This is a genomic window from Variovorax sp. P4_B10 (assembly GCF_056402375.1).
Window position 1 is genome coordinate 1 of sequence record NZ_JBFUHN010000086.1, and the last position, 26,021, is coordinate 26,021.

25 protein-coding genes are annotated in these 26,021 nt (G+C 67.3%); 11 read left to right on the plus strand and 14 right to left on the minus strand.

The genetic code is table 11. The features are described 5' to 3' along the window. Window positions 1-127: 127 nt before the first annotated feature. The 8 genes from AC1DXX_RS28215 to AC1DXX_RS28250 form a co-directional block, all read right to left on the minus strand. Window positions 128-604 (minus strand): DUF2269 family protein, encoded by a 477-nt coding sequence (locus AC1DXX_RS28215; protein ID WP_478137518.1) that lies wholly within the window; start codon window positions 602-604, stop codon window positions 128-130. Continuing rightward, complete coding sequence (locus AC1DXX_RS28220; RefSeq protein WP_478137519.1) at window positions 601-978, minus strand: DoxX-like family protein; 378 nt, start codon at window positions 976-978, stop codon at window positions 601-603. Before AC1DXX_RS28220 ends, AC1DXX_RS28215 begins: the two co-directional genes overlap by 4 nt. After that, window positions 975-2,093 carry a saccharopine dehydrogenase family protein gene (locus tag AC1DXX_RS28225; RefSeq protein WP_478137520.1) on the minus strand — a complete coding sequence of 373 codons (1,119 nt, stop codon included), beginning with the start codon at window positions 2,091-2,093 and terminating at the stop codon, window positions 975-977. The genes AC1DXX_RS28220 and AC1DXX_RS28225 overlap by 4 nt, the downstream gene beginning before the upstream one ends. After that, on the minus strand, window positions 2,090-3,724 hold the full coding sequence (locus AC1DXX_RS28230) for an FAD-dependent oxidoreductase (protein WP_478137521.1): 1,635 nt from the start codon (window positions 3,722-3,724) through the stop codon (window positions 2,090-2,092). Before AC1DXX_RS28230 ends, AC1DXX_RS28225 begins: the two co-directional genes overlap by 4 nt. Before the next feature lie 7 nt (window positions 3,725-3,731). After that, a complete protein-coding gene (locus tag AC1DXX_RS28235) occupies window positions 3,732-5,273 on the minus strand; it encodes a polyamine aminopropyltransferase (RefSeq protein WP_478137522.1) in 1,542 nt (513 codons plus the stop codon). A 14-nt stretch (window positions 5,274-5,287) separates the two neighbouring features. After that, window positions 5,288-5,506 carry a DUF350 domain-containing protein gene (locus AC1DXX_RS28240; protein ID WP_093055038.1) on the minus strand — a complete coding sequence of 73 codons (219 nt, stop codon included), beginning with the start codon at window positions 5,504-5,506 and terminating at the stop codon, window positions 5,288-5,290. Window positions 5,507-5,555: 49 nt separating this feature from the next. After that, window positions 5,556-7,040 (minus strand): DUF4178 domain-containing protein, encoded by a 1,485-nt coding sequence (locus AC1DXX_RS28245; RefSeq protein ID WP_478137523.1) that lies wholly within the window; start codon window positions 7,038-7,040, stop codon window positions 5,556-5,558. 103 nt (window positions 7,041-7,143) lie between these two features. After that, entirely contained in the window at window positions 7,144-8,202 is a 1,059-nt protein-coding gene (locus tag AC1DXX_RS28250) for an SPFH domain-containing protein (protein WP_478137524.1), read from the minus strand. A 166-nt stretch (window positions 8,203-8,368) separates the two neighbouring features. Between AC1DXX_RS28250 and AC1DXX_RS28255 the strand changes: the two genes are divergently transcribed. The 4 genes from AC1DXX_RS28255 to AC1DXX_RS28270 all read left to right on the plus strand — a co-directional run bounded on the left by AC1DXX_RS28255 (window position 8,369) and on the right by AC1DXX_RS28270 (window position 12,012). Then, window positions 8,369-10,717, plus strand: coding sequence for an NADP-dependent malic enzyme (locus AC1DXX_RS28255; protein ID WP_478137525.1), 2,349 nt, complete (start codon window positions 8,369-8,371; stop codon window positions 10,715-10,717). A gap of 181 nt (window positions 10,718-10,898) precedes the next feature. Next, a complete protein-coding gene (locus AC1DXX_RS28260) occupies window positions 10,899-11,312 on the plus strand; it encodes a guanyl-specific ribonuclease (protein ID WP_478137526.1) in 414 nt (137 codons plus the stop codon). 50 nt (window positions 11,313-11,362) lie between these two features. Further along, window positions 11,363-11,788, plus strand: coding sequence for a barstar family protein (locus tag AC1DXX_RS28265; protein WP_086011111.1), 426 nt, complete (start codon window positions 11,363-11,365; stop codon window positions 11,786-11,788). After that, window positions 11,767-12,012: a hypothetical protein gene (locus AC1DXX_RS28270; RefSeq protein ID WP_478137527.1), complete on the plus strand. Its 246-nt coding sequence runs from the start codon at window positions 11,767-11,769 to the stop codon at window positions 12,010-12,012. Before AC1DXX_RS28265 ends, AC1DXX_RS28270 begins: the two co-directional genes overlap by 22 nt. A gap of 48 nt (window positions 12,013-12,060) precedes the next feature. On the opposite strand, the gene rsmA is transcribed toward AC1DXX_RS28270, so the two are convergent. Genes rsmA through AC1DXX_RS28285 form a run of 3 tightly spaced genes read right to left on the minus strand, consistent with a single transcriptional unit; the run spans window position 12,061 to window position 16,865 of the window. Beyond that, window positions 12,061-12,822, minus strand: coding sequence for a 16S rRNA (adenine(1518)-N(6)/adenine(1519)-N(6))-dimethyltransferase RsmA (rsmA, locus tag AC1DXX_RS28275; RefSeq protein WP_478137528.1), 762 nt, complete (start codon window positions 12,820-12,822; stop codon window positions 12,061-12,063). Then, window positions 12,822-14,228 carry a peptidylprolyl isomerase gene (locus AC1DXX_RS28280; RefSeq protein WP_478137529.1) on the minus strand — a complete coding sequence of 469 codons (1,407 nt, stop codon included), beginning with the start codon at window positions 14,226-14,228 and terminating at the stop codon, window positions 12,822-12,824. Before AC1DXX_RS28280 ends, rsmA begins: the two co-directional genes overlap by 1 nt. Window positions 14,229-14,249: 21 nt before the next feature. Further along, the gene (locus tag AC1DXX_RS28285; RefSeq protein ID WP_478137530.1) at window positions 14,250-16,865 is read right to left on the minus strand and encodes an LPS-assembly protein LptD; all 2,616 of its coding nucleotides are present in this window, start codon (window positions 16,863-16,865) and stop codon (window positions 14,250-14,252) included. 235 nt (window positions 16,866-17,100) lie between these two features. Between AC1DXX_RS28285 and AC1DXX_RS28290 the strand changes: the two genes are divergently transcribed. The 6 genes from AC1DXX_RS28290 (at window position 17,101) to AC1DXX_RS28315 (ending at window position 23,763) form a co-directional block, all read left to right on the plus strand. After that, a complete protein-coding gene (locus AC1DXX_RS28290) occupies window positions 17,101-18,276 on the plus strand; it encodes an aminoglycoside phosphotransferase family protein (RefSeq protein WP_478137531.1) in 1,176 nt (391 codons plus the stop codon). Between the two features lie 68 nt (window positions 18,277-18,344). After that, window positions 18,345-19,091: a 16S rRNA (uracil(1498)-N(3))-methyltransferase gene (locus tag AC1DXX_RS28295; RefSeq protein ID WP_478137532.1), complete on the plus strand. Its 747-nt coding sequence runs from the start codon at window positions 18,345-18,347 to the stop codon at window positions 19,089-19,091. Window positions 19,092-19,179: 88 nt separating this feature from the next. Continuing rightward, window positions 19,180-20,535 carry a M20/M25/M40 family metallo-hydrolase gene (locus AC1DXX_RS28300; RefSeq protein ID WP_478137533.1) on the plus strand — a complete coding sequence of 452 codons (1,356 nt, stop codon included), beginning with the start codon at window positions 19,180-19,182 and terminating at the stop codon, window positions 20,533-20,535. 108 nt (window positions 20,536-20,643) lie between these two features. Beyond that, window positions 20,644-21,072: a DUF2501 domain-containing protein gene (locus AC1DXX_RS28305; protein ID WP_478137534.1), complete on the plus strand. Its 429-nt coding sequence runs from the start codon at window positions 20,644-20,646 to the stop codon at window positions 21,070-21,072. Window positions 21,073-21,149: 77 nt separating this feature from the next. Then, window positions 21,150-22,868 carry a SulP family inorganic anion transporter gene (locus AC1DXX_RS28310; RefSeq protein WP_478137535.1) on the plus strand — a complete coding sequence of 573 codons (1,719 nt, stop codon included), beginning with the start codon at window positions 21,150-21,152 and terminating at the stop codon, window positions 22,866-22,868. Between the two features lie 10 nt (window positions 22,869-22,878). After that, the gene (locus AC1DXX_RS28315) at window positions 22,879-23,763 is read left to right on the plus strand and encodes a LysR substrate-binding domain-containing protein (RefSeq protein ID WP_478137536.1); all 885 of its coding nucleotides are present in this window, start codon (window positions 22,879-22,881) and stop codon (window positions 23,761-23,763) included. Between the two features lie 10 nt (window positions 23,764-23,773). On the opposite strand, the gene AC1DXX_RS28320 is transcribed toward AC1DXX_RS28315, so the two are convergent. Further along, a complete protein-coding gene (locus tag AC1DXX_RS28320; protein ID WP_478137537.1) occupies window positions 23,774-24,352 on the minus strand; it encodes a DUF3299 domain-containing protein in 579 nt (192 codons plus the stop codon). A 129-nt stretch (window positions 24,353-24,481) separates the two neighbouring features. Between AC1DXX_RS28320 and AC1DXX_RS28325 the strand changes: the two genes are divergently transcribed. After that, the gene (locus AC1DXX_RS28325; RefSeq protein WP_478137538.1) at window positions 24,482-25,012 is read left to right on the plus strand and encodes a hypothetical protein; all 531 of its coding nucleotides are present in this window, start codon (window positions 24,482-24,484) and stop codon (window positions 25,010-25,012) included. Here AC1DXX_RS28325 and arfB read toward each other — a convergent pair. Next, window positions 24,981-25,394 (minus strand): alternative ribosome rescue aminoacyl-tRNA hydrolase ArfB, encoded by a 414-nt coding sequence (gene arfB / locus AC1DXX_RS28330; RefSeq protein ID WP_478137539.1) that lies wholly within the window; start codon window positions 25,392-25,394, stop codon window positions 24,981-24,983. The two genes, AC1DXX_RS28325 and arfB, sit on opposite strands and share 32 nt — an antisense overlap. Window positions 25,395-25,503: 109 nt before the next feature. Then, a partial coding sequence (locus tag AC1DXX_RS28335) for a thiolase family protein (protein WP_478137540.1) occupies window positions 25,504-26,021 on the minus strand: 518 nt, incomplete at its 5' end.

Consider the following 26,021-nt stretch of genomic DNA (forward strand, 5'->3'; position numbering starts at 1 on the left):
GGAGGAGGCATGCGGCCCTAGGCCGCGCCGGGGGACATTCGCGGAGCAGAGCACACCGTCGGCGTGAGCGCACCCTGAACAAAGCACTAAACGCACAACGCAACGAATCGAAAAGCGTGGTTTCATCTCAGAATGAAAGTTGCGGCTTGTTCACCATCAGGTAGAACACAACAGCCATGGCCACGAAGGCCGGGTAGCCGAGCAGCTCCCACCAGCGCTGGTAGCGGGCATACCGCGGCGGCAGCGGCACGGCGTCGCGGTGTGCCTGCCCGGCCATCGCCGCCATGCGGATCTGCAGCCACACCACCGGCAGCCAGCAGACGCCCGCGACCGCGAACAGCAGCAGCGACACGGCAAGCCACGGCGTGGACAGCGGCCAGCCCGCCATGTGGGCCAGCGCGAGACCGGTGGCCGGCTGCAGGATGACGGTGGGCGTGGTGAACCACCAGTCGGCCCGCACCACCAGCCGGCTCACCACCGCCTGCGCCGGCACGCTGCCGCTGCGGTTGGCAAAGAACATGTAGAAGGCCGAGCCCAGCCCCGTGCCGACCATCAGCACGCTGGAGACGATGTGCAGCCACTTGAGGACGAGGTAGGTATTCATGGCGTCGTGCGCCGGCACAGGTGCCAGAGAAGGGCGGCGATCGGCAGGTTCTTCAGCAGCGGGCCCAGCGGATGCAGCCACAGGGTGGGCTGGAGGAAGGTCGCCACCGCGGTCATGAGCAGCAGCAGGCCGAAGGCCGCGAGGTAGCTGCCGCGCCCGGGTCGCCACCACAGCGCGAGGCCGACGGCAAGGTCTGCCGCTGCGCCGCCGACGATCAGCAGCTGAACCAGCCAGGACGGCGATGCGATGCCGGCCTCGGCCAGCACCCGGCGGCTCTGTCCGTCGAGTTCCACGATGCTGGCGACGGCCGTGAACAGCCACACCGCGACGAGGCTGAAGCGCAGCAGGCGATCGTCTTCGACGGGATGTGTCATGAAGTGGGTGACGCCTCGTCGATCACATCGGTCACCATGCCCCAGCGCGCGAACTCGGGCTCGAACTCCGGGAGGGTGAGCAGGCCGGCGCAGGCGTGCGCGCCGGTGGGCAGCGCGTCACCGCGCGCGAGCCGGCGGGCCAGCAGGATGGCGGCCATGCAGGGGATCTCGGGGCCGTGGTTGTCGTCGGCGGCGATGTGCCAGGCGCGACGCACCGCAGCGCCCTGTGCATCCGTGCCCTCGACGCGCACCGCCATGCCGCCCAGCGCGGTGCCGAACGCATCGAGCACGCGGCCCGTGGAATGCAGCAGCGGCGCGAGCTTTTGCGGCGCGGGCAGCAGACCTGCGCGATGCATGAAAGCCATGAAGGCGAAGGCATGCTGCGCGAGGCCGACTTCGAGTGCCGCCCGGAACATGACGGACTGAACGCCGGCATAGCGCGCAGGAAAGAGCTCGAGATCGGGGATGTCGCACAAGGCGCCGCGGCGCGGCCGCATGCGCGCGAACTGCACCTTCGCCGGGTTGGCCCAGCCAGGCTGGTCGGTCCATTGGCCGTCCTGCCAGACGCGGATCGGCTCGCCGCAGTAGGCGAGCACGCCGGCGAGCGTGGCTTCGCCGCGCGGCGCGCCTTGTGCCGGCGCGATGCAGATGTCGATGCTGCGGATGCTTTGCCAGCCGGCCGAGAGATGGTCGACCACCGCCGATGAAAGCGCAGGCACGGTGCTGGCGCCGGCAATGGCTGTCCGGCCTGCGCTGCGGAAGGTGGCGTCCAGCGCAGCGGGGAAATCGCAGACGAAGCGGCGGCCATCGGCCAGGTCGATGTAGTGAGCGCCGGCCGCCGCCGCCGCTTGGGGCGCGCGGTAGTCCTGGTTCTGGAACGGGCCTGCGGTATGGATGACGAGATCGACGCCCAGGTAGCCCAGGCCTTGCGCGAGATCGGGCGACTGGGCGTCGACGCGAACGCCGCGCGCATGGCCGCCCAGCGATTGCGCAAAGGCCGTTGCCCGCTCCAGATCCCGGCCACCGATCAACAGCGCGATGCCGGCATCCAACGCCAGCGCGCGGCAGATGCGCGCACCGAAGTTGCCGTAGCCGCCGAGCACCAGCGTCTTCATGCCAGGCTCGACCCCGCCAGGTGCCCGCGGGTGAACGCTTCCTCGAAGATCGAGTAGCCCGACCARTCGGCATGCGCGAACGACAGGCGGCCCGCGACAACGCTGCCGCGGTGGGTCGCGTCGGGCGCCGTGCGTTGCGAGCCGATCTGCGCGAGCAGGCCCGGCCGGGGAATGGACATGGCGTGGCCGTATCGCGTGATCTCGACGCGCGTGGCGAGCGAGGGCAGGTCAGGGTGCGGCACCGACAGTTCGGCGAGCAGGTCGTCGCGCCAGCCGGTCCAGGGGCGGTCGAGCAGCAGGCGCCGGCCATCGGCGGTGTCGTGGCCGCTCGGGCCCAGCGGCCGGTACCAGCTCAGCACGGTGCCTCTCGGCGTGGGATCGAGCGTCTGATGGCGCGCATCGACATACCCGAGGCCGCGCGTGCCGTAGATCACGTTGTCCCAGCTTGGCGCGGCGCCGGCCCGGTCGGCCAGCGGGCCGCGCAGGTGCACGTTGGCCACCAGCCAGGGCGCGTAGCGCACATGCGCGGCAGCGTGCTTCAAGACCTCCGGCGCGTTCTCGACCACGCGCGCGGCGATGAACACCGGCAGCGCGACGATGCAGCGCTCGGCCTGCCAGCGCACCAGCGATTTCGATGCGGCATCCCACGCATCGACCTCGACACCGCCGCGCAGCTCGGCGATGCGCGTGACGACCTGGCCCGTGCGGAGCCGGTCGCCGAGCGGTGCGGCCAGTTGCTTCGTGAGCCAGCCGTTGCCTTCGGGCCAGGTCAGCACGCCATCGCGCTCGGGATTCACATCGTTGGCGCTGCCGCTCGGATCGCCCGGCGCGTGGAAGCCGTGCCGGCTCGCGAAGTAATGGATGCCAGCCCAGGCCGAGACCTGTTCGATGCCCGCGCCGTAGTCGTCGCGGCAGCAGTAGTCGAGGTACCAGCGCAGTTGCACGTCGCTGAAACCTTCGCTGTCGAGCCAGCTTGAAAAGGCGATGGCGTCGAGCGCCAGCAGTTCGGGCGTGATCGCCACCTTGAGGGTGGGAATGGCAAAGTGCGCGGCGTGCTGCAGCGCGTCGATGCGCTGCGCGAACTTGCGGTACTGCGCGATCGTGTCGACGCCCACGCCGTGCACGGGCAGCAGACCGTCCTGCCATTCGCCATGGAAGAAGAGGCGCTCCTGCGGACTGTGGCAAAGGTTGCGCTCGTCGTACTCCCAGCGGCCCGCCACACGGCGGCGCAGGCCGATTTCCTCGAGCAGGTCCTGCACCTCGCGTGCGTCGTCGCCAGGCACCGGCAGGTAGTGCGCGCCGAGCGGGCAGGCGATGCCGTTGACCGTGCCGCCGCGCGCATTGCCGCCGGCGGTGTCTTCGAGTTCGAGCAGGGCGAAGTCGTCGATGCCGGCGAGCCGCAGCGCACGGGCGGCGGCGAGGCCGGCGATGCCGCCGCCGGCGATCACCACGCGCGTACGCTTCACGGTCGCGGGTGCCTGGCTCTTGAGCGCGCCGTCGCGCATCGCATGGCCGCGCGTGACATCGATGCCGGTGAAGCCGCCGTCGATGGGCGGCAGCGGTGCTTCGCAGCCAGCCAGCGCCAGGGCGCCCGCCGCACCAGCCACGCCGAGAAAATCGCGCCGTTGCATGGCGGGGCTAGTGGGCCATGACCTTGCCCCACTCTTGTTCGTAAGTGGTGACAAGGGTTTGGTTCGACAGGCGATTCACTTCGGTCGGCACGCGTGCCATGTCGAGCGGAAAGTCGAACATCAAGGGGAGCGTCGACGGCGACAGGAAGCGCAGGCCCGAAGGCAGCGCATTGGGCATCCGATAGGGCCGGCGGCTCGCGATGATGTAGCCCCACTCGCCGAAGCTCGGCACATGCGCGTGGTAGGGCGTGACCCGCAAGCCGACCGACTCGATGGTCGTCGCCACGGTCCAGTAGCTCTTGCGCGCCACCAGCGGCGAGGTGGTCTGGACCACCGCATAGCCGCTGGCCGAGAGGCGCTTTTCGAGCAGCGCGTAGAAGCTGTTGGTGTAGAGCTTGCCGATCGCGAAGTTGGTCGGGTCCGGAAAGTCGACCACGATGACATCGAACATGTCGCCGGGTTGCTGCAGCCACTGGAAGGCATCGGTGTTGACGATCTTCACCTTGGGCGACGACAGCGAATGGCCGTTGAGCGCGGACAGCGTTTCATGCGCGGTGAAGAGCTGGGTCATGTTCGGGTCGAGCTCCACGAGCGTGACCGACTCGACCGAGGGGTACTTGAGAATCTCGCGCACCGCCATGCCGTCGCCGCCGCCGAGCACCGCGACCTTCTTGGGCGCACCCTGCGCGGCCATCACCGGATGCACCAGCGCCTCGTGATATCGGTACTCGTCGCGTTCGGCGAACTGCAGGTTGCCGTTCAGGAACAGGCGGTGGCCGAGCTGGCCGCGCGTGACCACGATGCGCTGATAGGGCGACGTGGCGCTGAACACGATGCGGTCCTGGTAGAACTTGTCTTCCGCCAGCGTGGTGATGTGATCGGCCCCGATGAAGGCGCCGAGCAGCGCGGCCAGCGCCAGAAAGCAGGCCAGCGCATGTGCGCCGATGCGGCGCAGCTCATGGCGAAACAGCCAGAGGGCCCACACCGCCACCGCGGCGTTCATGAAGCCGAACAGGAGGCCGGTGCGGATCATGCCGAGCTGCGGCACGAGGATCAGCGGAAACGCCACCGACACCGCCAGCGCGCCCAGGTAGTCGAAGGTCAGGACCTGCGACACCAGGTTCTTGAGCACGATGTTGCGCTTCAGGATGCGCATCACCAACGGGATCTCGAGCCCGACCAGCGTGCCGACGACCATCACGAGGCCGTAGAGCAGCAACCGGAAGGCGCTCGGCACGTAGGCGTTCGCCAGGAACAGGATCGCCGGCAGCGCGCCGCCGATCAGCGCCACGAGCAACTCGATGCGAAGGAAGTGCGCCGGCAGCTGGCGGTCGAAATAGCGCGAGAGCCAGGAGCCCAYGCCCATCGCGAACAGGTAGGTGCCGATGATGGTGCTGAACTGCAGCACCGAGTCGCCGAGCAGGTAGGAGCTCAGCGCCGCTGCGCTCAGTTCGTAGACCAGCCCGCAGGCCGCGACCACGAACACGCTGGCGAGCAGGGCGATTTCGACGGGCTGCGGGCCGCGCGCGTCGGCAGGGCGCGCGGACATGGCCGCCTCCTCGCTCAATGGATTGCTGCGGCGACGATGATGCAGATGCCGAGGCTCATGGCGGCGACGACCAGCCCCAGCGCCACGTTCTGCTTCTCGACGATCTCGCCCCACAGGTCATAGGGCGTGATCTTGTCGATGATCAGGAAGCAGAGCCAGAAGATCACCACGCCGATCAGCGCGTACACGAGCGATCCGAGGACCACGCCCGGTTTCAGCCATTCAAATCCCATGGGGGACCTCCAGTCGTAGTAGTAGTAAGTGAGATGAGCGACATCTTCGTCATTTGTGGCCGCCACCGCTGGAATAGCCACCGTACGAGCCGCCCGTGCTGCGGTATCCGCCGGCACCGCTGGTGCTGCTGCAGGTGCTCAGGATGATCAACAGGATGATGATGACGACGACGATGAGAATGATCGTGCCGCAGCCCAGGCCGGACGCGGCACTCACGGGCAGCGCATCGCCGCGCTTGAACATGTCCTTCTTGGCGTCGAGCTTGAAGGCGGTCGCCACCACGCCGCTGTCGAGCTTGGTGCCCGAGGACCAGGTCAGCTCGTTGGCCGAGCGCTCCATCGACAGCAGCGCGCCGCCGCTGGCGAAGTCGCGGTTGAAGGTTTTCTGCCCGCGCTCGACCTGCCAGTAGAACTCGCCCGCCACGTAGGTGGTCTCGGCGTTGTAGGCGTATTGCTGCTGGTAGCGCTTGTTGAGGTAGGTGGCGGTGCTGCCGCTCGCGGCCAGCACCGGCGCGCCGGTGGTCGGCTTGACCATGCTCCAGCCGTCCTCGGCGTCGACCAGGAAGCTGAAGCCGCGCTTCTTGTTGTAGAGCAGGTATTCGTCCCAGCCGAACATCTCGTCGTCGCCGGGCTCGGTGCCCATGCGGTGCTGGAAGCCGACCACCTGCCACTGTGCCCCCTGCAGCTGGCCCATGGTGCCGAGCGCGATGAGGGGACGCACGGGTTCGTCCTGCGCTGCATGCTTGAGTTCGCCGCCGATGCCTTGCGACAGGTCGATGATGCTGTTGCACGAACCGCAGGTGATGCTCTTGCTGTCGGCCAGGTTGACGGTGACCGGCGAGCCGCAGTTGGGGCAGTTGAAGCTGCGGCCTTTTTCGTCCTTTGCGGATTCGTCGCGCAGGCCGGTGAGCTGCAGGTCCTCGAGCTGCACCGAGCGGCCGAGGCAGGCGCTGGGCGTGGGGGTGCCGTAGTCGATGCTGAGCACCAGCCCCTTGTCGTTGCGCAGCTCGACCATGGCGAAGGGACGGCCGAGTTCGGGCAGGTGCGGCAACTCGCCTTGCGCGGACGTCAGCGCCACCTGCTCGTTCGAGGTGACGGTGTAGCTCTGGCCCGCGAAGGCGGTGGTGGCGCCGACGCGCAACTCGGTCCACGGCGGCGCGGCGCGCTGCAGGTCGAAGGGCAGCGCGAAGACGTAGGCGCCGTTGTCCTCGCTGAGGATGGCGGTGCGGTCGCCGTCGAGCGCTGCGATCCATTCGGTCCAGCGGCCGCCGGGGTAGGTGTACTGCAGCCGCCCGATCAGCGTGAAGGGCTTGTCCTGGATGCGGCCGGCGGCGAACAACTGCAGCGGGCTGAAGTCGTCGAACAGCTCGGCCATCTTGCCGGTGCGCGCGAGCGTATCGCCCTGGCGCACGACGGTGCTCTGGCAGTAGGGACAGACCGCGTGCGTCGATTGCGCCGAGCGGAATTCGACCGGTGCGCCGCAGCCGGGGCAGGGCGCGCGGTAGTAGCGTTGATTGCCGTTTTCTTCAGCCATGGCGCACGCGCCATGGCTTGGAGGGCCACGATTTTCTCAAGCCAATGAGGCTTCCGACGCCCGTCGAGCGGGCGTCAGGCGCTATCGGGGACATAGCGCGCGGTTAGACGAGTTTTTTGAGCAGGTCCGCCTTCTTGGCGTCGAACTCTTCCTGGGTCAGGATGCCCTTGGCCTTGAGCTCGCCGAGTTTTTCGAGCGTGGTCATCACGTCGGCGGGGCTCACCACGGCCACGGCGGGCTGGGAGGCTGCCGTGGTGGTGGCCGCGGCCGCTGCGGCCGCGTTCGGGCTCAGGCCCTGTGCGAGGTTCTGCGCCAGCACCTGGCCAAGCGCCACGCCGGCACCGAGGCCCATCGCGTCGCCGGCAATGCCGCCACCGTTGGCTGCGCCTTCGGCGAACTTCGGGATCGCCTGCGCCGTCTGGTACTGCATGAACTTGCCCATGTCGTTGCCGACCATGCCCATGCCGATCTTCTGGTCGAGGATCTTCTGCAGCTCTTCGGGCAGCGAGACGTTCTGGACCGTGATGTTCTCGAGCTTGATGCCGATCTTCTCGAACTCGGGCACGAGCTGCGCGGCGAGCGCCTGCGCGAACTGGATCTGGTTGGCCGCGAGGTCGAGGAAGGGCACGCCGCTGGAGGCGATGGCGTTGCTGATGTTCTGCAGCACCAGGCCGCGCAGCTGGCCGTCGAGGTCGGCCACGCTGTAGATGTCGCGCGTGCCGGAGATCTCGGTATGGAAGACCTTGGCATCGCCGATGCGGAAGGAGTAGTTGCCGAAGGCGCGCAGGCGCACGGCGCCGAAGTCCTTGTCGCGGATGGTGATCGGCTGGGGCGTGCCCCACTTCTGGTCGACCTGCTGGCGGGTGCTGAAGAAGTAGACGTCGCTCTTGAAGGGGGACTCGAAGAGCTTGTCCCAGTTCTTCAGGTACGTGAGCACGGGCAGGGTCTGCGTCGTGAGCTTGTACATGCCGGGGCCGAACACGTCGGCGACCTTGCCTTCGTTGACGAAGACGGCAACCTGCGACTCGCGAACGGTGAGCGAGGCACCGTTCTGGATTTCCATCTCGGCCATCGGGAAACGCCAGGCCAGCGTGCCATCGCCGGTCTCGGTCCACTGGATGATGTCGATGAACTGTTTCTTGATGAAATCCATCAGGGCCATGGTCGCTCCTCGTCAGGTTTTGTCTTAACCGTGCATATTGCCACATCGCTTTGACAACGCCCCTTGCTTTTGGTCATGCTTCACACCGGCCATGCGGCGTATGGCTTTCCGGACCGAGGTCTACAATCGGCGCCCCCAGAAGAAGCGCCACCAGGAGCTACGGCACATGTCAGATTCGACCCCCTCGACCTCATCGACTCCCACGCCCGAAGACAAGCGCGCCGAGCTGCGCCGTGCCGCCCTCGAGTACCACGAGTTTCCCGTTCCCGGCAAGATCGCCATCGCGGCGACCAAGCAGATGCTCAACCAGCGCGACCTGTCGCTGGCGTATTCGCCCGGCGTGGCCGCGCCCTGCGAGGAAATCGTCAAGGACCCGGCCAACGCCTTCAAGTACACGTCGCGCGGCAACCTCGTCGGCGTCATCAGCAACGGCACCGCGGTGCTGGGCCTGGGCGACATCGGCCCGCTGGCTTCCAAGCCGGTGATGGAAGGCAAGGGCGTTCTCTTCAAGAAGTTCGCCGGCGTCGATGTGTTCGACATCGAGATCGACGAGAAGGACCCGGCCAAGCTGGTCGAGATCATCGCTGCGCTGGAACCCACCTTCGGCGCCATCAACCTCGAAGACATCAAGGCACCCGACTGCTTCTACGTCGAGCGCGAGCTGCGCAAGCGCATGAAGATCCCGGTGTTCCACGACGACCAGCACGGCACGGCCATTACCGTGGCCGCCGCCATGCTCAACGGCCTGAAGGTCGCGGGCAAGGACATCGCCGAGGTCAAGCTGGTCACCTCGGGCGCGGGCGCCGCGGCGCTGGCCTGCCTGAACCTGCTGCTCAAGGTCGGCCTGAAGCGCGAGAACGTGTTCGTCACCGACCTGGCCGGCGTGGTCTACGAAGGCCGCGAAGAGCTGATGGACGACGACAAGCGCCAGTACATGCAAAAAACCGACCTGCGCAAGCTGTCGGAAGTGATCGTCGGTGCCGACGTGTTCCTCGGCCTGTCGGCCGGCGGCGTGCTGAAGCCAGAGATGGTGGCGAAGATGGCCGCCAAGCCGGTGATCTTCGCGCTGGCCAATCCGAATCCCGAAATCGCCCCCGAAGACGCCCATGCGGTGCGCAGCGACGTGATCATGGCCACGGGCCGCACCGACTACCCGAACCAGGTCAACAACGTCCTGTGCTTCCCGTACATCTTCCGTGGCGCGCTCGACTGCGGAGCGACCACGATCACCGACGAGATGGAAATCGCCGCGGTGCGTGCCATTGCCGAGCTGGCGCAAGCCGAGCAGAGCGAGCGCGTGGCGGCCGCCTACGTCGGCGAAAAGCTGTCTTTCGGCGCCGAATACCTGATCCCCAAGCCCTTCGATCCGCGTCTCATGATGAAGATCGCGCCGGCCGTGGCCAAGGCGGCCGAGGAAAGCGGCGTGGCGTCGCGTCCGATCAAGGACATGGACGCCTACCGCGACAAGCTGCAGAACTTCGTCTACGCCTCGGGCACGACGATGAAGCCGATCTTCGAAGCGGCCCGCCGGGCGCAGAAGAAGCGGGTGGCCTATTGCGAGGGCGAGGAAGAACGCGTGCTGCGCGCCGCGCAGATCGTGGTCGACGAAGGCATCGCCCGCCCCACGCTGATCGGCCGCCCGGCCGTCATTGCCCAGCGCATCGAGAAATTCGGCCTGCGCCTGAAGGAAGAGCTGGACTACGACATCGTCAACGTCGAGCAGGACCACCGCTACCGCGACTTCTGGCAAACCTACCACCGCATGACCGAGCGCAAGGGCCAGACGGTGCAGACCGCCAAGATCGAGATGCGCCGCCGCCTCACGCTGATCGGCGCGATGCTGCTGCACAAGGACGAGGTCGACGGCATGATCTGCGGCACCTGGGGCACCACGCTGATCCACCTGCACTACATCGACCAGGTGATCGGCAAGCGCCCCGGCGGCTGCGAGAGCACGCCGCAGGACGTGCCGGTGTACGCCTGCATGAACGGCCTGCTGCTGCCCGACCGCCAGGTGTTCCTGGTCGACACGCACGTCAACTACGACCCCTCGCCCGAAGAGCTGGCCGAGATCACGACGATGGCGGCCGAGGAAATGATGCGCTTCGGCCTGAAGCCCAAGGCGGCGCTGCTGTCGCATTCCAATTTCGGCACCAGCAACGAGCCCAGCGCCATCAAGATGCGCAAGACGCTCGACCTGCTGCGCGTGCAGGCGCCCTGGCTCGAAGTGGACGGCGAAATGCACGGCGACGTCGCGCTGGACAGCAAGCAGCGCGCCGTCGTCATGCCGCACAGCGCACTGGCGGGCGATGCCAATCTGTTGGTTTTTCCGAACATCGACGCGGCCAACATTTCGTACAACCTGCTCAAGACGGCGGCAGGCGGCAACATCGCGATTGGCCCGGTGCTGCTGGGAGCGGCCAAACCTGTGCATATTCTCACGGCCAGCGCAACTGTTCGGCGTATCGTGAACATGACGGCCTTGACAGTGGCTGACGCAAACGCCGAGAGATAGGCCATTTGGAGAGAGTGGACACCAACTTCAGGCGCCACTTTCGCCCCTCGCGACTGCTCAAACTTTGGGCAGTCGCTTGCTATTTTCGCCAGCGTGGTGCACACTCGCGGGCTTGAATTTGCGGGTTAACCCCGAGGTTGAGCGCAATTCGAAACCCCCCGCTCTTTTCTTGTGGTGTCCCATGGCGGCTTACGCCTCGATCACGTCCTCTGTCACAAAGTTTGCGCTCACCAGCTTGATGCTGGTGGCGTTGGCGACGGGGGCCGAGGCCCGCGGATGGTTCGGCGCCGGAAAAACGTCCGCTGAGGGATCGATTGCGCTGACCGATCTGCCGGTCCAGGGCCAGCGAACCTACCAGGCCATCCTGAGCGGCGGCCCCTTCCGGTACGAAAAGGACGGCACGGTATTTGGCAATCGCGAGCGTCTCCTGCCGCCAGCGCGGCGTGGCCACTACCGCGAGTACACGGTGGCAACACCCGGTTCCCGCAGCCGGGGGGCCCAACGAATCGTCTGCGGCGGCGAGCAGCCCACGACACCCGAGGCCTGCTGGTACACGGCAGACCACTATGCAAGTTTCAGACGGATTGCGCCATGAGCGATGAAAACGACCTGAGCGGCGCCCCGAAGCGCCCCGAAGAAATGATGATGACTATGGAAAGACCAGCGGAGATGACCCTATCCCTTCGTGCCGTACGCCCGAACATCGTGCAATCGATCCGCGCGTTCCGCGTGAACGACCTGCAGGACGCCGCCAACGCGGCCGGCCAGCACTTCCTGTATGCGAACCTGGGCAATGCCCAGACCAAGCAGGACGTGCTGGACCTGATCGCCCAGCAGTTCACCTTCCCGGCGCACTTCGGCAAGAACTTCGACGCGCTGTACGACTGCATGACCGACCCGTTGCATAAATCGGGCCCGCAGCCTGGTTTTGTCATCGTTCTCGAGCAGATCCCGGCCAATGCCAAGTTCGACAAGGAAGCGCGCGAGCAGCTGCTCGACATCTTCCGCGACGCCTCGGACTACTGGGGCGACCGCAAGGTCCCCTTCCGGTGCTTCTATTCTTTTCTGTAGCCCGTTCTGCATCCACCAGCCAAGCAGAACGGGCGAACGAGGCTCAGCCAAATGCTGAAACCCTCGATGGCATCGAAGTCAACAACACCGCCGCAGCAACGGCAGCCGCCAGCACCGAGCCGGCCGGCGAAAAAATGCCGACCGACAAACTGGTCGACGTTTCGCCCCTGGCGCTGCGCATGAGCAGCCCCTTCAACGCGGGGTACTGGCTGGCCGCCGCGTAACTGCAGCAGCCCGCTTCAACCAAAAAGCCCGTCGTCGACGGGCTTTTTTCATGGAGGAACGGCCTGGGCCAGCGCAACGTATTCGGCCACCGGCACCTCCTCAGCGCGGCGCTGGGCGTCGAATTCGCCCGTGAAGCCGTGCTGCTCCAGCCATTTGCCCAGTGTGTGCCGCATGATCTTGCGGCGCTGGCTGAAGGCGATCTGCACGATCTCGCCGAGCCGCGTCGCATCGACGGCCGGCGGCTGGGCCAGCGGCACCATGCGCACCACGGCACTGTCCACGCGCGGCGGCGGGTCGAAGCTTTCGGGCGGGACGAACAGCACGTTTTCCATGTCGTAACGCCACTGCAGCATCACGCTCAGGCGGCTGTAGTCCGACGTGGCGGGCTTGGCCACCATGCGGTCGATCACTTCCTTTTGCAGCATGAAGTGCTGGTCCGCGATCAGGTGGGCAAAGCCCAGCAGGTGGAACAGGATCGGCGTCGAGATGTTGTAGGGCAGGTTGCCGACCACGCGCAGCGGCTTCGACGCCTTGGCCGCCAGCTCGGCGAAATCCACCTTCAGCACGTCGGATTCAATGACGTCGAGTTGCGGATGGTCGCGCAGGCGCTTGGCGAGGTCGCGGTCGAGCTCGATGACCGTCAGGCGACCGAGCCGCTCGACCAGCGGCTGCGTGAGCGCCGCGAGCCCCGGCCCGATCTCGACCATTGCATCGCCGGGCTGGGGCGCGATCTCGTGCACGATCGCATCGATGATCCCGCCGTCGGACAGGAAATGCTGCCCGAATCGCTTCCTGGCGATGTGTGCCATCAAGACTGCGGCGCTTCGCGGTACTCGACGTAGGCGCGTGCGCGCACTTCCTGTACCCAGGTGGTGAAGGCCTCTTCGACCCGCTGTTCGCGCAGCACGTTGCGAGCGGCTTCGCGCTGCTCCGACTGGCTCAGCTTGGCGTCGCGGCGGCCGACCACCTGGATCAGGTGCACGCCGAAGCGCGACACCACGGGGTCGCTGATCTGGCCCGGCGCGAGCCGGTCCATGGCCTCTTCGAACTCGGGCACGAACTGGCCCGGACGCGACCAGCCGAGGTCGCCGCCTTCCTTGGCGCTGGCGTCCTGCGAGTTGTCGCGTGCGAGGCCGGCAAATTCGGCGGTACCGGCCTGCAGGCGACGCTTGAACTCCGCGAGCTGCGCCACCGCCTGCGCTGTCGTGCGCTTGGGATCGTTGAGCAGCAGGATATGGCGCACCTGGGTCTGCGTGACGGTCGCGTCGAGCGAGCCGATCTGCGCCTTGGCCAGGACCTTGAGCACATGGAAGCCGGCGCTGGAGCGAACCGGTCCGGCAATGCCGTTCAGCGCGGTCGACTGCACGGCGTCGACGAACAGCGGCGGATAGCGGTCGGCGCTGCGCATGCCGATCGCGCCGCCATTGGCGCGGTCGGGCGAATCGGAGGTCTCGCGCACCAGTTTGGCGAAGTCTTCGCCGGAACGGGCGCGCTCCGCGATGCCCTGCGCCTTTTTCTGGGCGGCGGCCACTTGCGCTTCGGTGGCGTTCTCGGGCAAGGCCACGAGCACCTGCGCGAGATTGATGTTCTGCAAGGCTGCGTTCTTGACGGTCGAATTGCGCTGGTCGCGCAGGTATTCGTCGGCCTCGGTATCGCTGATCTTGACCTTCGATTCGACTTCGCGGTCGCGCAGGCGCGTGAGCAGCAGCTGGTCGCGCAGGTCGTTGCGGAATTCCCGCAGCCCGATGCCTTCGGCGGCCACGCGGCGGCGCAACTCGACCAGGCTGATCTCGTTCTGGCGCGCCACGGTCTGCTCGGCCTGGTCGATCGCCACTTCGTCGACCTTGATGCCGTTTTCCTTCGCGACCTGGAGCTGTGCACGCTCCGAAATCAGGCGCTCGAGCACGAGCCGCGTGAGCTCGGCACGCGGCACGCGTTCAGCGTCGGCGTTTTCCCTGAGCAGACGCGTCACCCGCGATTGCACCTCGGTGTTGGTGATCGGCTCGGAGTTGACCAGCGCGACGATGTACTCCGCCGAGCGCTGCACGGGTGCCGCTGCGGGCGCGGCCGGGGCGCGCGCCGCGGGTGGGCCGAGGCGTGGACCGGCGCGCATGATGTCCGTGATGCCGCTGCCAGGGCGCAAGCCCTGCGCACCCGACGTTGCAGCCATTGCCGCAAGGCAGCCCAGGGTGATGATGGAACGGATGTGTTTCATGGCGTTGCTCAGTCAGTCGTCTCAGTCGTAATTGGTGAAGCGGCTCGGTGCTTCGCCAGGTTGGCGCAGGGGTTCGTAGCGCTGGATGTTCTGCCGCAAGGTCTGCATCGGGCTCGACCCGATGCTGGAGAAGCCGACAAATTCGAGCTGGAACATGATGCGGGTGTTGGCCGTCACCTGGCCGGTGGTGATGCGCTGCAGCACCACGCGCCCGATCCAGCAGCAGCCGTCGTACTCGAGGCCAAGCACGCCGTCCGTGAGTTTCTTGTCCTGCAGGTCGTAGTTGAGACGGCCCACCGCGTACCAGCGTCCGCCGCCCTGGCCCTTGCCGGGGCCGAGGTTCTTGCCCTTGTCGCCCCACAGGTCGTTGAGCGGCCACTGCCAGCCGAAGTCGATCGACTTGTTGCCGTCGTTCGCCACCGTGGTGTTGGGGTCGGCCAGCTTCGCGGCCTGGTACGCCGCGCTCGGTGCCTGGTAGCGGAACGCCACGCTGAGGTTGTGGTACGGCTCGGGGTTGTATCGCGCACTGATGGCCGAGCGGGTCGACCGGCGGGTGTCGGGGTTGTACTGGACGACGGCGTCCGTGCTCCACTTCGGCGTCCAGTTGACCTGGCCGCCGACGAGGAAATCGCTCGCGCGGTCGGTCACCGGCACGCCACCGGGCAGCGTGACCTTCTGGTCGGCGAAGCGCAGCCGCTGCGCAATGCCGACACGCGCCGCCTCGACGCCGGTGTCGGGGTCGATCAGGCGGGAGGTCACGCCCAGCGTGAGCGCGTTGGTGTCGGAGACGCGGTCGTTGCCCGAGAAGGCGTTCTCGGTATAGATGGTCGCAAAGCTGAAGTCGTTGGCCGCCGAGTCGTAGTTCGGCAGCATGCTCTGGTTGCGGTACGGCGTGTAGACGTAGTACGCGCGCGGCTCCAGCGTCTGGCGGAAAGCGCGGCCGAAGTAGCTGGCGTCGCGTTCGAAGATCAGGCCGCTGTCGAGGCTGAAGGTCGGCACCGTCCGGTTGGACGAGGTCGGGAAGAAATACAGCGAATTCGCGTTGTAGGGCACGCCGTTGACGTACTGGACCCCATTGAGCGTGAGCTTCGGAATGTCCGCCTGCGGCAGGTAGTAGTTGTACGAAGTCGCGTGCAGCTGCAGCTTCGGAATGACGAAGGAACTCGGCGTGATGAACGGCCGGCTGATCGAGGCCACCGCGAGGGCCCGGTCCCCATCGGGCTGCGACTGCTGGTTGATGTCGAAGCCCGGCTGGCCGCTCAGGATGGTGTTGACACGGAAACGCGTGTAGTCGAGGTTCAGCGAGACGTCGAAGCCGTGCCAGTCGTACTTGTTGTAGTTGGCCGTGATCTGCGGCATCCGGTCGTACGACGGCACGATGGGCGACAGGTTGTACTGCAGCGTCTGGTAGCGCAGCGCACGGATACCGCCGCTCCAGTCGCCCTTGCTCCAGTTGAGCGCCGCATCGTTCGACAGCTGGCGCTGCGCCAGCGTCGGCGTGCGCGTGAAGTCGCGCCAGTAGTCGTTGTCGCTGACGCGGTTGATGTTGATGTTGGCCGACAGCGAATCGAGGCCGAGCGCCTTGGCATCGAAATCCTGGTGGTGGTTCGCCCAGAGGCCCCAGCGCTTGGTGCTGCCGGGTCGCGCCGTCAGGTCCTTGGCCTGGATTTTTCCATCGGCCAGTTGCTGGAGCTCGGAGGCGTGCAACTCGTTGTAGCGCTGGCCCACCAGGCGGTCGCTGCCCATCAGGTCCAGGCGGATGCTGCCGCTGTATTCCTTTTCCAGGTACCGGAATTCGCTGCCCAGGTTGACGCCGCGCTTGCTCATGACCGTCGGCGTGAACGTGGCGTCGCGATTGGGCGCGATGTTCCAGTAGTACGGCTGCGCGATCTCGACGCCGTTGGTGTTGTCGATGCCGATCGTGGGCGGCAGCAGGCCGCTCTTTCGCGCGTTGGACAACGGGAAGCTCACGCTCGGGATCGGCGGCGTGCTGATGCCCATGAAACTCAGGCGCGCGTTGGTGGCGACGCCCTCGTTTTCCTCGGTGTCGGTGGTGATCGTGGCCGCGGTCAGCATCCAGGCCGGCATCCAGCCCGGGAAGTCTTCGCGGCGGCAGGTGGTGTAGGTGGCGCGCCGGGCGATCGACACGTTGGCGTCGACAAAATCGATGCGCTCCGCATCACCATGCCCGCCGTTCGCCAGAAAGCGGTAGCGTACGTTGTTGAAGAAGCCTTCGAAGGTCTCGAGCTTGAGCTCCAACTCGGGTCCCTCGTACACGTTGCCGGCCTGGTTGACCCGCACGTTGCCCGTGGCCTTCGCGCGGTCGTCGGGCTGGTAGTACTCGAGGCGGTCGGCGGTGATGGCGACGGGGCCGCGCCGCAACGTGGCATTGCCCTCGACCACGGTTTCGAGGTCGGGGCGGCCGGACATGCGGTCGCCGGTGACGAGGCTGGGCAGTTGGCCGCGCTCCGTGGGCGGCACCGTTTCGGTGAGCAGCGGGGTGCGCTTGAGCGTCAGCGGACCGTCGAGCCCGCCGGCGGGCTGCGCGGAGGCGCCATGCGCATGGAGCAGCGCGAGCGACAACACGGCCAGCGGCAGCGGCGGACTGGAGCGTCGCAGGGCAACACGTCGGCTCATCAAGCCTCCTGCCTGGCCGTTCCGAGGAAAGCCCGCTGCTCCCCCGAGGAGAGCAGCGAGCGCACAAGGTGCCAAGCGTGAAGGCGTTGGGTCGTAGGCATCGGTTCGGAACGAAAGATCGTCGGGGGAGACGGCGCGGCAGGCCGGCGGGTTGCAGGGGCCGGCAGCAACCTGTTCGATCGGTGGCCGACCGGAGGGGTTGCCGCGCCAGGCGGATTTGTAGAATCGATTATCCATGACAGCACCCCCGCCCCCGGCCTCATTGGCCCCACGCCCCTCCGAGACCATTCTCTGGACAGATCCGCAGCGGGCCGAAGTGTTCCGGAGCTGGCTGTCCGGCATTGCAGCCGCCCACCATCTGCTGCCGGACACGGTGCGGCTCGCCTCGGCCGATGCGAGCTTTCGCCGCTACTTCCGCGTCGACACCACCCTGCCCGCGGCGCCGACGCGCATCGTGATGGACGCCCCGCCGGACAAGGAGAACAGCGATCCCTTCGTTCAGGTGGCCAAGCTGATGGCCGAGGCCGGCGTGACCGCGCCGCAGGTGCTCGAGTGGGACCGCCCGAACGGCTTCCTGCTGCTCGACGACCTGGGCCGCGAGACCATGCTCGACGTGATCGATCCGGCCCAGGCAGATGCCAGCCGCCCGCTCTACGACCAGGCCATCGACGCCTTGATCCGCTGGCAGCTGGCCTCCCGGCCCGGCGTGTTGCCGCCCTACGACCGCGCGCTGCTCGAGCGCGAATTGGCGCTCTTTCCCGAGTGGTACATCGGGCGCCACCGCGGCGTGGCCATCGAGGGCAAGCTGAAGGAGCGGCTCGAACGCAGCTTCAAGCTGATCGTGGAGAGCAACCTCGCCTCGCCCAGCGTCTACGTGCACCGCGACTTCATGCCCCGCAACCTGATGATGAATGTGGCCCCCACGCTCGGCACTGGCGTGTCCTCGCTGCCCCCCGAGGGGGCGCTCGCCGCCTCGGGGCGGCCCGGCGGCGGCTCGACGGCCCTGGGCGTGCTCGATTTTCAGGATGCGGTCTACGGCCCGATCACCTACGACATCGCCAGCCTGATGCGCGACGCCTTCCTGAGCTGGGACGAGGAATTCGTGCTCGACATCACCGTGCGCTACTGGCAGGCGGCGCGCAAGGCCGGGCTGCCGGTCGACCCCGATTTCGGCGCCTTCTACCGGGCGGTGGAATGGATGGGCCTGCAGCGCCATCTCAAGGTTGCCGGCATCTTCGCCCGCCTCACGCTGAGGGACGGCAAGCCCCGCTACCTGGCCGACACGCCGCGTTTCATCGCTTACATCCGCGCCACCGCGAGCCGGTACATGGAGCTGACGCCGCTGCTGCGCGTGATCGACGAGGTCGAGGGCAGCACGGCAGTCACCGGCTTCGCCTATGGCCGAGTCTGAAGAAAAGCTTAAAAAGAACCGCCTGTGACGCCCGTACAACGGCCGTCTATCGCTCCTGATTTCATAGCATGCCCCGTTTTCACTGCTCTGTGCCGCTGAACGCCGGTGCCGCATTTGCGCTGCCGGCTGGGGCTGCACGCCATGTGCAGGTGCTGCGGATGCAGCCCGGCGACGCGCTGACCCTGTTCGACGGTTCGGGGGGCGAGTACGAAGCCACGGTCGAACGCATGGGCCGCAGCGACGTCTCGGTGACGGTCGGTGCCCACCGGCCGGTCGAGCGCGAAGCGGCCCGCGCAGTGCACCTTGCCGTCGGCATGCCGGCCAACGAGCGCATGGACTGGCTGGTCGAGAAAGCCACGGAGCTGGGTGTCGCGAGCATCCAGCCGCTGGCCACGGCCCATGGTGTGCTCCGGCTTTCAGGCGAGCGCGCCGAGAAGAAGCGGGCGCACTGGGAAGCCATCGCCATCGCAGCCTGCGAGCAATGCGGCCGAAACCGCGTGCCGGTGATTCATCCGGTGCGGTCTTTTTCGGGCAGCTCCGGCTGGATCGATGCGCAAGGTGCTGGTGACGAAGGCACTGCCGCACGCTTCGTGCTGAGCCTGGCCGAGGGCACGCGGAGCGTTGCCACGGCCATCGCGGCACAGGCCCCGGACAACCGCGGTGTGCTCGTGCTGAGCGGCCCCGAAGGCGGCCTCAGCGCCGCCGAGGAGCAGGAAGCCATCGCACGCGGTTTTGCACCGGTCACGCTCGGGCTGCGCGTGCTGCGCGCCGAGACCGCGGCGCTCGCAGCCCTGGTGTCGCTGGGCGGCCCGTAGGGGGTGTTTTCCGCGACGCGCGCGCGGAAGGGCTGCGGAACAATGGCCGCTTCGCCTGTTCATCACGACAAAGAAGGACCTTCCGCCCATGTCCCGTTCGCTCCACGCGCTCCGTCTCGCCCCCCTCGTTCTCGCCGCGCTGTGCTCTGCGCATGGCGTCCATGCGCAGAGCACGGCCGTCGCGCCCACGCCGGCGCAGGTCAGCCCTGAGGTCGACAGGACCTACACCCAGCTGATGGCTTCGCCCGCGATCCAGAAGCTGCTGGAGGCGGTCAAGGCCGACCACGAGCGCGCGGTCGAGGACCTGAAGATGCTGACGGAGATCGAGGCACCGCCCTTCAAGGAACAGAAGCGCGCCGAAGCCTTCCTTGCGCGCATGAAGGCCCTGGGCCTCGCCGACGCGAAGATCGACGCCGAAGGCAATGTGGTCGGCCTGCGCAAGGGCACGGGCAACGGCCCGAAGCTGCTGATCTCGGCCCACCTCGATACGGTGTTTCCCGCCGGCACCGATGTGAAGGTGAAGGAGCGCGACGGCCGGCTCTACGCACCCGGCATCTCGGACGACACGCGCGGCCTCTCGGTGCTGCTGTCGTGGCTCAAGGTGCTCAACGACAACAAGGTGCAGACGGTGGGCGACCTGCTGATCGTCGGCAACGTCGGCGAGGAAGAGCTGGGCAACCTGCGCGGYATCAAGGCCATCTTCCGCGACCACCTCGACATCGAYGGCATGGTCGGACTSGARCCCKCRSCCGASGGCMMKGTSCTGRTKCTCGGCACSGSSAGCCACCGCTACGAAGTCACCTTCAAGGGYCCGGGCGGCCACAGCTTCGGCGCCTTCGGCCAGGTGCCCAGYGCGATCCACGGCATGGGCCGCGCGATCGCCAAGATCGCCGAGGTCCGCACGCCCAGCTTCCCGAAGACCACGTTCACGGTCGGCACCGTGGGYGGCGGCACCTCGGTCAACACCATCGCGCCCGATGCGCGCATGGCGRTCGACATCCGCTCCGACGAAATGGCGCCACTGCTCGAAACCGAGAAGAAGATCCTCGCGGCCATCGACGAGGCGGTGGTCGAAGAGAACAAGCGCTGGAACGTGACGACGCTGAGCGCGAGCCACAAGCTGATCGGCGACCGGCCCGGCGGCCGCACGCAATCCGACACGGTGATCGTCGAGGCAGCCACCCGCTCGAACACGGCTTTCGGCCACAAGACCCTGCTGTCGGGCGCGAGCACCGATGCCAATGTGCCGATGTCGCTCGGCATCCCGGCCATCATCATCGGCGCTGGCGGCAAGACCGGTGGCTTCCATGCGCTGTCGGAGTGGATCGACGTGACCGACGGCTGGAAGGGTGCGCAGAACTCGCTCGTGACCGTGCTGGGGCTGGTCGGCGTGCAGGGTACGAGCACACCGCTGCTCGAGAAGCGTGCTCCCCGAAAAATGTAGGCTCGAGGCCCGGCGGAGCCGGTTCCGCGGTGTTTCACGAAGGGGAGACTGAGCTCTCCGGTATGCTGGTGGGCGCTTCTCCACCCTCGCTTGCTACAGGAGACCACCATGCATGCCCGCTCCACATTCATCGCCCTGGCCCTGCTCGCCGCAGGCGCCTCGGCGCAGGCCAACGACCTGCTCGACCAGCTGAAGGACCAGGCCAGTGCCGCTGCCGGTTCGCAAGGCGGCGGCTCCGCACTCGGCAACCTCGGCTTCAAGATGCCCGCCATCGGCTCCAGCACCATCGGCAACGCGGCCGGCGTGCTGCAGTACTGCATCAAGAACAACTACCTCGGCGGCGATGCGGCCTCGGTCAAGGACAAGCTGCTGGCCAAGATCACCGGCCAGAAGCAGCAGGAGACCGGCTTCGCGAACGGTGCCAAGGGACTGCTCAAGGGCGGTAACGGCAAGTCGCTCAATTTCAAGATGCTGTCGTCGAAGGTGAAGGAAAAGGCCTGCGACTACGTGCTCAAAAACGCCACTTCGCTGATCTGACAGCGCCCCCCGCATTGCTCCCGCGCGGCGCACCGCGCATGTGCTTTCGTGCTTCCCTCGTGCGCCAGTAACGATTCATGAACCCGGCTGCCTCCCCCTCTTCCCTGCGCCAGCGCCTCGCGCGCTGGGTTCCCTGTCTTGCATGGCCCCGCCCTTCCGCGGCGCTGCTGCGCAGCGAGGCGATGGCCGGCATCACGGTGGCGCTGATGGTCATTCCGCAGGGCGTGGCGTATGCCGCACTCGCCGGCATGCCGCTGGTCACCGGCGTGTATGCGGCGCTGTTCCCGGCGCTGATCGCGGTGATGTTCAGCTCCTCGCAACGGCTCTCGGTCGGACCCACCGCACTCACCAGCCTGTTGGTCGGCGCCTCGCTGGCGCCGCTGGCGGTGGCGGGCAGCGCCGAATGGGTGGCGATGGCAGTGTGGCTCACGCTGATGTCCGGCACCATCCAGATCGTGCTGGGTGCAGGGCGCTTCGGCTGGCTGCTGCGGCTCGTCAATTCGCCGGTGCTGATCGGCTTCACGCAGGGCGCGGCGGTGCTGATCGCCATCTCGCAGTTGCCCTCGCTGCTGGGCTTCACCGGGCGCACCATTCCGCAGGTCCTGCAGGGCGGCCCGCTGCCCGACCTGACGGCCATCGCCTTCGGCCTCGGCAGCATTGCGGTGCTGTGGCTCGGCAAGCGGCTGTTGCCGCGCTTTCCGACCACGATGGCGCTGGTGGCCGGCGCGGCGGCCATCAGCTGGGTCATGAACTACGCATTGCGCGGCGGCGCCGTGGTGGGCAGCCTGCCGTCGGGCCTGCCCTCTTTCTACTGGCCCGGCCTGCTGCCCTTGAGCACGCTCGGCGCGCTGGTGTTGCCCGCGCTGATGATCACGCTGGTGAGCTTCCTGGAAACCGCGTCGAGCGCCAAGGTCGACAACGCGCGCGCCGGCACGCTGTGGAACGAAAACCAGGACCTGATCGGCCAGGGCCTCGCCAAGCTGGCCTCGGGTTTCTCGGGTGCGTTCCCGACCAGCTCGTCGTTCTCGCGCTCGGCCATCACGCTCTATGCGGGCGCGCAGACCGGCTGGGCCACGCTCTTCAGCGTGGGAGTGGTGGCCGGTGCGCTCCTGTGGCTGATGCCGCTGCTCTATCACGTGCCGCAGGCGGTGCTGGCGGCGGTGGTGGTCACGGCCATCCTGGGGCTGGTGAAGCCCGCGAGTTTTGCGGCGCTGTGGCGCGTGTCGCGCATCGAGGCGGGCATTGCCTTCGGCACCTTCGTGCTCACCATTGCCACCGCGCCCAGCATCTACTGGGGCGTGCTCGGCGGGCTGCTCGCGAGCCTGGCGCACTACATGTACCGCCACCTGCATCCGCGCATCATCGAAGTGGGCCTGCATCCGGACGGCAGCCTGCGCGACCGCAACCTCTGGAAGCTGCCGCCGCTGGCGCCACAGCTCTATGCACTGCGCATGGATGCCGAGCTCGACTTCGCCTCGGCCTCCACGCTCGAGCGCGCGCTCACCGTCGCACTGGCCGAGCGCCCCGAACTGACCGACGTGTGCCTGTTCGCGCAGCCCATCAACCGCATCGACATCACCGGCGCCGAGGTGTTCGGCTCGATCCGCCGGATGATGGAATCCAGGGGCATCCGCCTGCACCTGAGCGGCCTCAAGCTGCCCGCGATGCAGGTGCTCGAGCGTGCCGGCCTGCTGGCGCCGGGGCCGATGCTCTTCAGCTACCGCACCGACGGCGAAGCGCTCGCGGCGCTGATGCCGCGCATCGACCTGCCCACCGAGACCGAAGCCGCGGCCTGATACCGGCGCCATGAAAACCACCATCGAAGAACTGGTCGCGTTCCGCACCGTGGTGGACACCGGTTCGATCACCGCCGCGGCCGAGCAGCTCGGGCAAACCGTCTCGGGCATCAGCCGCGCCCTGAGCCGGCTCGAGCAGAAGCTGGCCACCACGCTGATGCGCCGCACCACACGGCGCCTCGAGCTCACGGAAGAAGGCGCGGCCTTCCTGCAGCGCACGCGCGCCATCCTCGATGCCATCGACGATGCCGAGGAGCAGATGGCCGCGCGCCGCCAGCAGCCGGCCGGGCGGCTGCGGGTGAACGCGGCCTCGCCCTTCATGCTGCACGCCATCGTGCCGCTGGTGCCCGAGTTCCGCAGGCTCTTTCCGCAGATCGACCTCGAGCTCGACACCGACGACCTGCCCATCGACCTGCTGGAGCGCCGCACCGACATCGCGATCCGCATCGGGCCGCTGCGCGATTCCACGCTGCATGCGCGGCCGCTCGGCACCCACCGCCTGCGCGTGCTGGCAAGCCCGGCGTACCTCGAAGCCCACGGCAAGCCGCGCAAGGTGGCCGAGCTGGCCGACCACACGCTGCTGGGCTTCACCCAGCCCGAATCGCTCAACCGCTGGCCGTTGCGCGGCGTGCATGGCGACGAGTGGGCCATCGCACCCACGCTCGCGGCATCGAGCGGCGAAACGCTGCGCCAGCTCGCACTGGCCGGTGCGGGCATCGTCTGCCTGGCGGATTTCATGACCGGCACCGACCGTGCGAGCGGTGCGCTGGTGCAGGTGCTGGCCAAGGACACGGTCGACGTGCGCCAGCCGGTCAACGCGGTCTACTACCGCAACACGCAGCTGTCGGCACGGATCACGTCGTTCCTGGACTTTCTGACCCAGCGCATGACCTGAGCGCGCAAGCTCAGTTCGACCGGGCCGCGACGAAGCGCTCCACCGAGGCGGTCTTGATCTCGTAGCCGCTCACGCCCATGTCCACCGAGGCATAGCGTGCGGCCTTCAGGATGCCGCTCACCTTGACCGTGTCCATCGCATGCAGGCCCTTGACGGTGTCGGCCGCCATCACGCGCACGATCTGGTTGGCCGGCGGCGGCGGCGTGTGGATGCAGGCGCCGAAGTACGGCACCAGCAGGAATTCGCGAATGCCGTCCTGCGTGTTGTCGAGCGGCACGACAAAGCCCGAGAGCTTGACGGCCGTGCCGTCGAGCGCCACGTTGACCGGCGCGTTGTCCCAGACGGCGCGCATCTCGTCGAGCATCTGGATCGCACGCGGATCGTTGTCGCGCAATGCTTCGAGGCTGATGTTGCGGTAGCGCTTGGTCGGGTCCCAGTTCCTGGGGATCAGCGCTTCCCACTTGAGCTCCGGCGCGGCGGCGACATTGGCATCCTTCACCGCCCCTGAGCCCGGCCCGCAGCCGGCGAGCAGCGTGCCGGCCAGCACGAGCAGGAGCGCCGACAGGACGCGGGGGAGGAAATCTCTCATGGCCTCGATTCTGCTTGGTCCATATTTCAGAACGGTAAAGAGGGGACTTTTGGCCTCCTTTTTCAAGCAAATGACACAAATTCCGTGCAAGGCACCAGAATGCCGCACCACGATTTCGAGGAGATCCGCATGGCAGCAACAGGATGGCTGGGATTGACGTCCCTTGGCATTGTTCACACCGCGATCAGCCTGGTCGCCGTCATTGCGGGGCTGATCGCCCTGTTCCGCTACAAGGAGATCACGCTGCGTACCGGCTGGGGCCAGGTCTTCGTGTGGACCACCGTGCTGACCTGCCTGACCGGCTTCGGCATCTTCCAGCACGGCGGCTTCGGCAAGCCGCACGCACTGGGCATCCTGACGCTCGTGGCGCTCGCCGTGGGTGCAGCCGCCGGCCGCGGCGCCTTCTTCGGCCAGGCCTCGCGCTACGTCGAAGCCGTGGCTTTCTCGGCCAGCTTCCTGTTCCACTGGATTCCGGCCTTCACCGAAACCCTGACCCGCCTGCCGCTGGGCGCCCCCCTGCTGCCCAACGCGGACGCGCCCGAGCTCAAGGCGATCACCGCGGTACTCGGTGTGCTGTATCTGGTCGGCGTGACTCTGCAGATCAAGCGGCTGCGCGGCGGCAAGCCGGTCAGTCCCGCACCGGTCCGCGCAGGTTCTTGATCTGCGAACGCTGGCTCTTGCCTTCGAGCCGGCGCTGCTTCGAGCCGTAGGTCGGCTTGGTGGCGCGCCGCACGCGCGGCGGCGTGGCCACGCTGTCGATCACCGCCTGCAGGCGCGCCAGCGCATCGGCGCGGTTCATCTCCTGCGTGCGATGCTGCTGCGCCTTCAGCACGAAGACGCCTTCCTGCGTGATGCGGCTGTCGCGCAGTGCGAGCAACCGCTCCTTCACGTCGGCGGGCAATGAGCTCGCGTGGATGTCGTAGCGCAGATGCACCGCGCTCGACACCTTGTTGACGTTCTGCCCGCCCGCGCCCTGCGCCCGGATGGCGCTGATCTCGACCTCGTCGGGGTCGATGGCAACGGATGGCTGGCGCAGGTTCATTCGGACATTGTCCAGGAACACCGCGGAACCGGCTTTGCCGGGCCGCAGGTGTTGCCCCCGGTAGGGGGTTGGCGTAGCGACACGAAGTGCGCGCAGCCTGGGGGCGAGCTCAGACCCGCTCGAAGATGGCGGCGATGCCCTGGCCGCCGCCGATGCACATCGTGACCAGCGCGTAGCGGCCACCCGTGCGGTGCAGCTCCGCAATCGCCTTCGTGGTGATGATCGCGCCGGTCGCGCCCACCGGGTGGCCGAGCGAAATGCCCGAGCCGTTCGGATTCACCTTGGCCGGATCGAAGCCCAGTTCCTGGATGACCGCGCAGGCCTGCGCCGCAAAGGCCTCGTTCGATTCGATCACGTCGAAGTCGCTCACCTTCAGGCCGGTGCGCTCCAGCACCTTGCGCGTGGCCGGCACCGGGCCGATACCCATGTACGCGGGCTCGACGCCGGCGTGTGCATAGCCGACCAGGCGCGCCAGCGGCTTCAATCCCAGCGCCTTCACGCGGCCGCCTTCGGCCAGCACCACGGCGGCGGCGCCGTCGTTGATGCCCGAGGCATTGCCGGCGGTGACGACGCCGTCCTTCTTGAACGCGGGCTTCATCTTCGACAGCGTCTCGACGGTGGTGTCGG

Bases quoted from the DNA above. Each gene is read 5' to 3' on its own strand.
- AC1DXX_RS28280 (WP_478137529.1), bottom strand. From the start codon at position 14,228: ATGAAACACATCCGTTCCATCATCACCCTGGGCTGCCTTGCGGCAATG.
- AC1DXX_RS28290 (WP_478137531.1), top strand. From the start codon at position 17,101: ATGACAGCACCCCCGCCCCCGGCCTCATTGGCCCCACGCCCCTCCGAG.
- AC1DXX_RS28245 (WP_478137523.1), bottom strand. From the start codon at position 7,040: ATGGCTGAAGAAAACGGCAATCAACGCTACTACCGCGCGCCCTGCCCC.
- AC1DXX_RS28295 (WP_478137532.1), top strand. From the start codon at position 18,345: ATGCCCCGTTTTCACTGCTCTGTGCCGCTGAACGCCGGTGCCGCATTT.
- AC1DXX_RS28265 (WP_086011111.1), top strand. From the start codon at position 11,363: ATGACTATGGAAAGACCAGCGGAGATGACCCTATCCCTTCGTGCCGTA.
- AC1DXX_RS28310 (WP_478137535.1), top strand. From the start codon at position 21,150: ATGAACCCGGCTGCCTCCCCCTCTTCCCTGCGCCAGCGCCTCGCGCGC.
- AC1DXX_RS28215 (WP_478137518.1), bottom strand. From the start codon at position 604: ATGAATACCTACCTCGTCCTCAAGTGGCTGCACATCGTCTCCAGCGTG.
- AC1DXX_RS28240 (WP_093055038.1), bottom strand. From the start codon at position 5,506: ATGGGATTTGAATGGCTGAAACCGGGCGTGGTCCTCGGATCGCTCGTG.
- AC1DXX_RS28220 (WP_478137519.1), bottom strand. From the start codon at position 978: ATGACACATCCCGTCGAAGACGATCGCCTGCTGCGCTTCAGCCTCGTC.
- AC1DXX_RS28325 (WP_478137538.1), top strand. From the start codon at position 24,482: ATGGCAGCAACAGGATGGCTGGGATTGACGTCCCTTGGCATTGTTCAC.
- AC1DXX_RS28225 (WP_478137520.1), bottom strand. From the start codon at position 2,093: ATGAAGACGCTGGTGCTCGGCGGCTACGGCAACTTCGGTGCGCGCATC.
- AC1DXX_RS28255 (WP_478137525.1), top strand. From the start codon at position 8,369: ATGTCAGATTCGACCCCCTCGACCTCATCGACTCCCACGCCCGAAGAC.
- AC1DXX_RS28305 (WP_478137534.1), top strand. From the start codon at position 20,644: ATGCATGCCCGCTCCACATTCATCGCCCTGGCCCTGCTCGCCGCAGGC.
- AC1DXX_RS28315 (WP_478137536.1), top strand. From the start codon at position 22,879: ATGAAAACCACCATCGAAGAACTGGTCGCGTTCCGCACCGTGGTGGAC.
- AC1DXX_RS28285 (WP_478137530.1), bottom strand. From the start codon at position 16,865: ATGAGCCGACGTGTTGCCCTGCGACGCTCCAGTCCGCCGCTGCCGCTG.
- arfB (WP_478137539.1), bottom strand. From the start codon at position 25,394: ATGAACCTGCGCCAGCCATCCGTTGCCATCGACCCCGACGAGGTCGAG.
- AC1DXX_RS28250 (WP_478137524.1), bottom strand. From the start codon at position 8,202: ATGGCCCTGATGGATTTCATCAAGAAACAGTTCATCGACATCATCCAG.
- AC1DXX_RS28320 (WP_478137537.1), bottom strand. From the start codon at position 24,352: ATGAGAGATTTCCTCCCCCGCGTCCTGTCGGCGCTCCTGCTCGTGCTG.
- rsmA (WP_478137528.1), bottom strand. From the start codon at position 12,822: ATGGCACACATCGCCAGGAAGCGATTCGGGCAGCATTTCCTGTCCGAC.
- AC1DXX_RS28260 (WP_478137526.1), top strand. From the start codon at position 10,899: ATGGCGGCTTACGCCTCGATCACGTCCTCTGTCACAAAGTTTGCGCTC.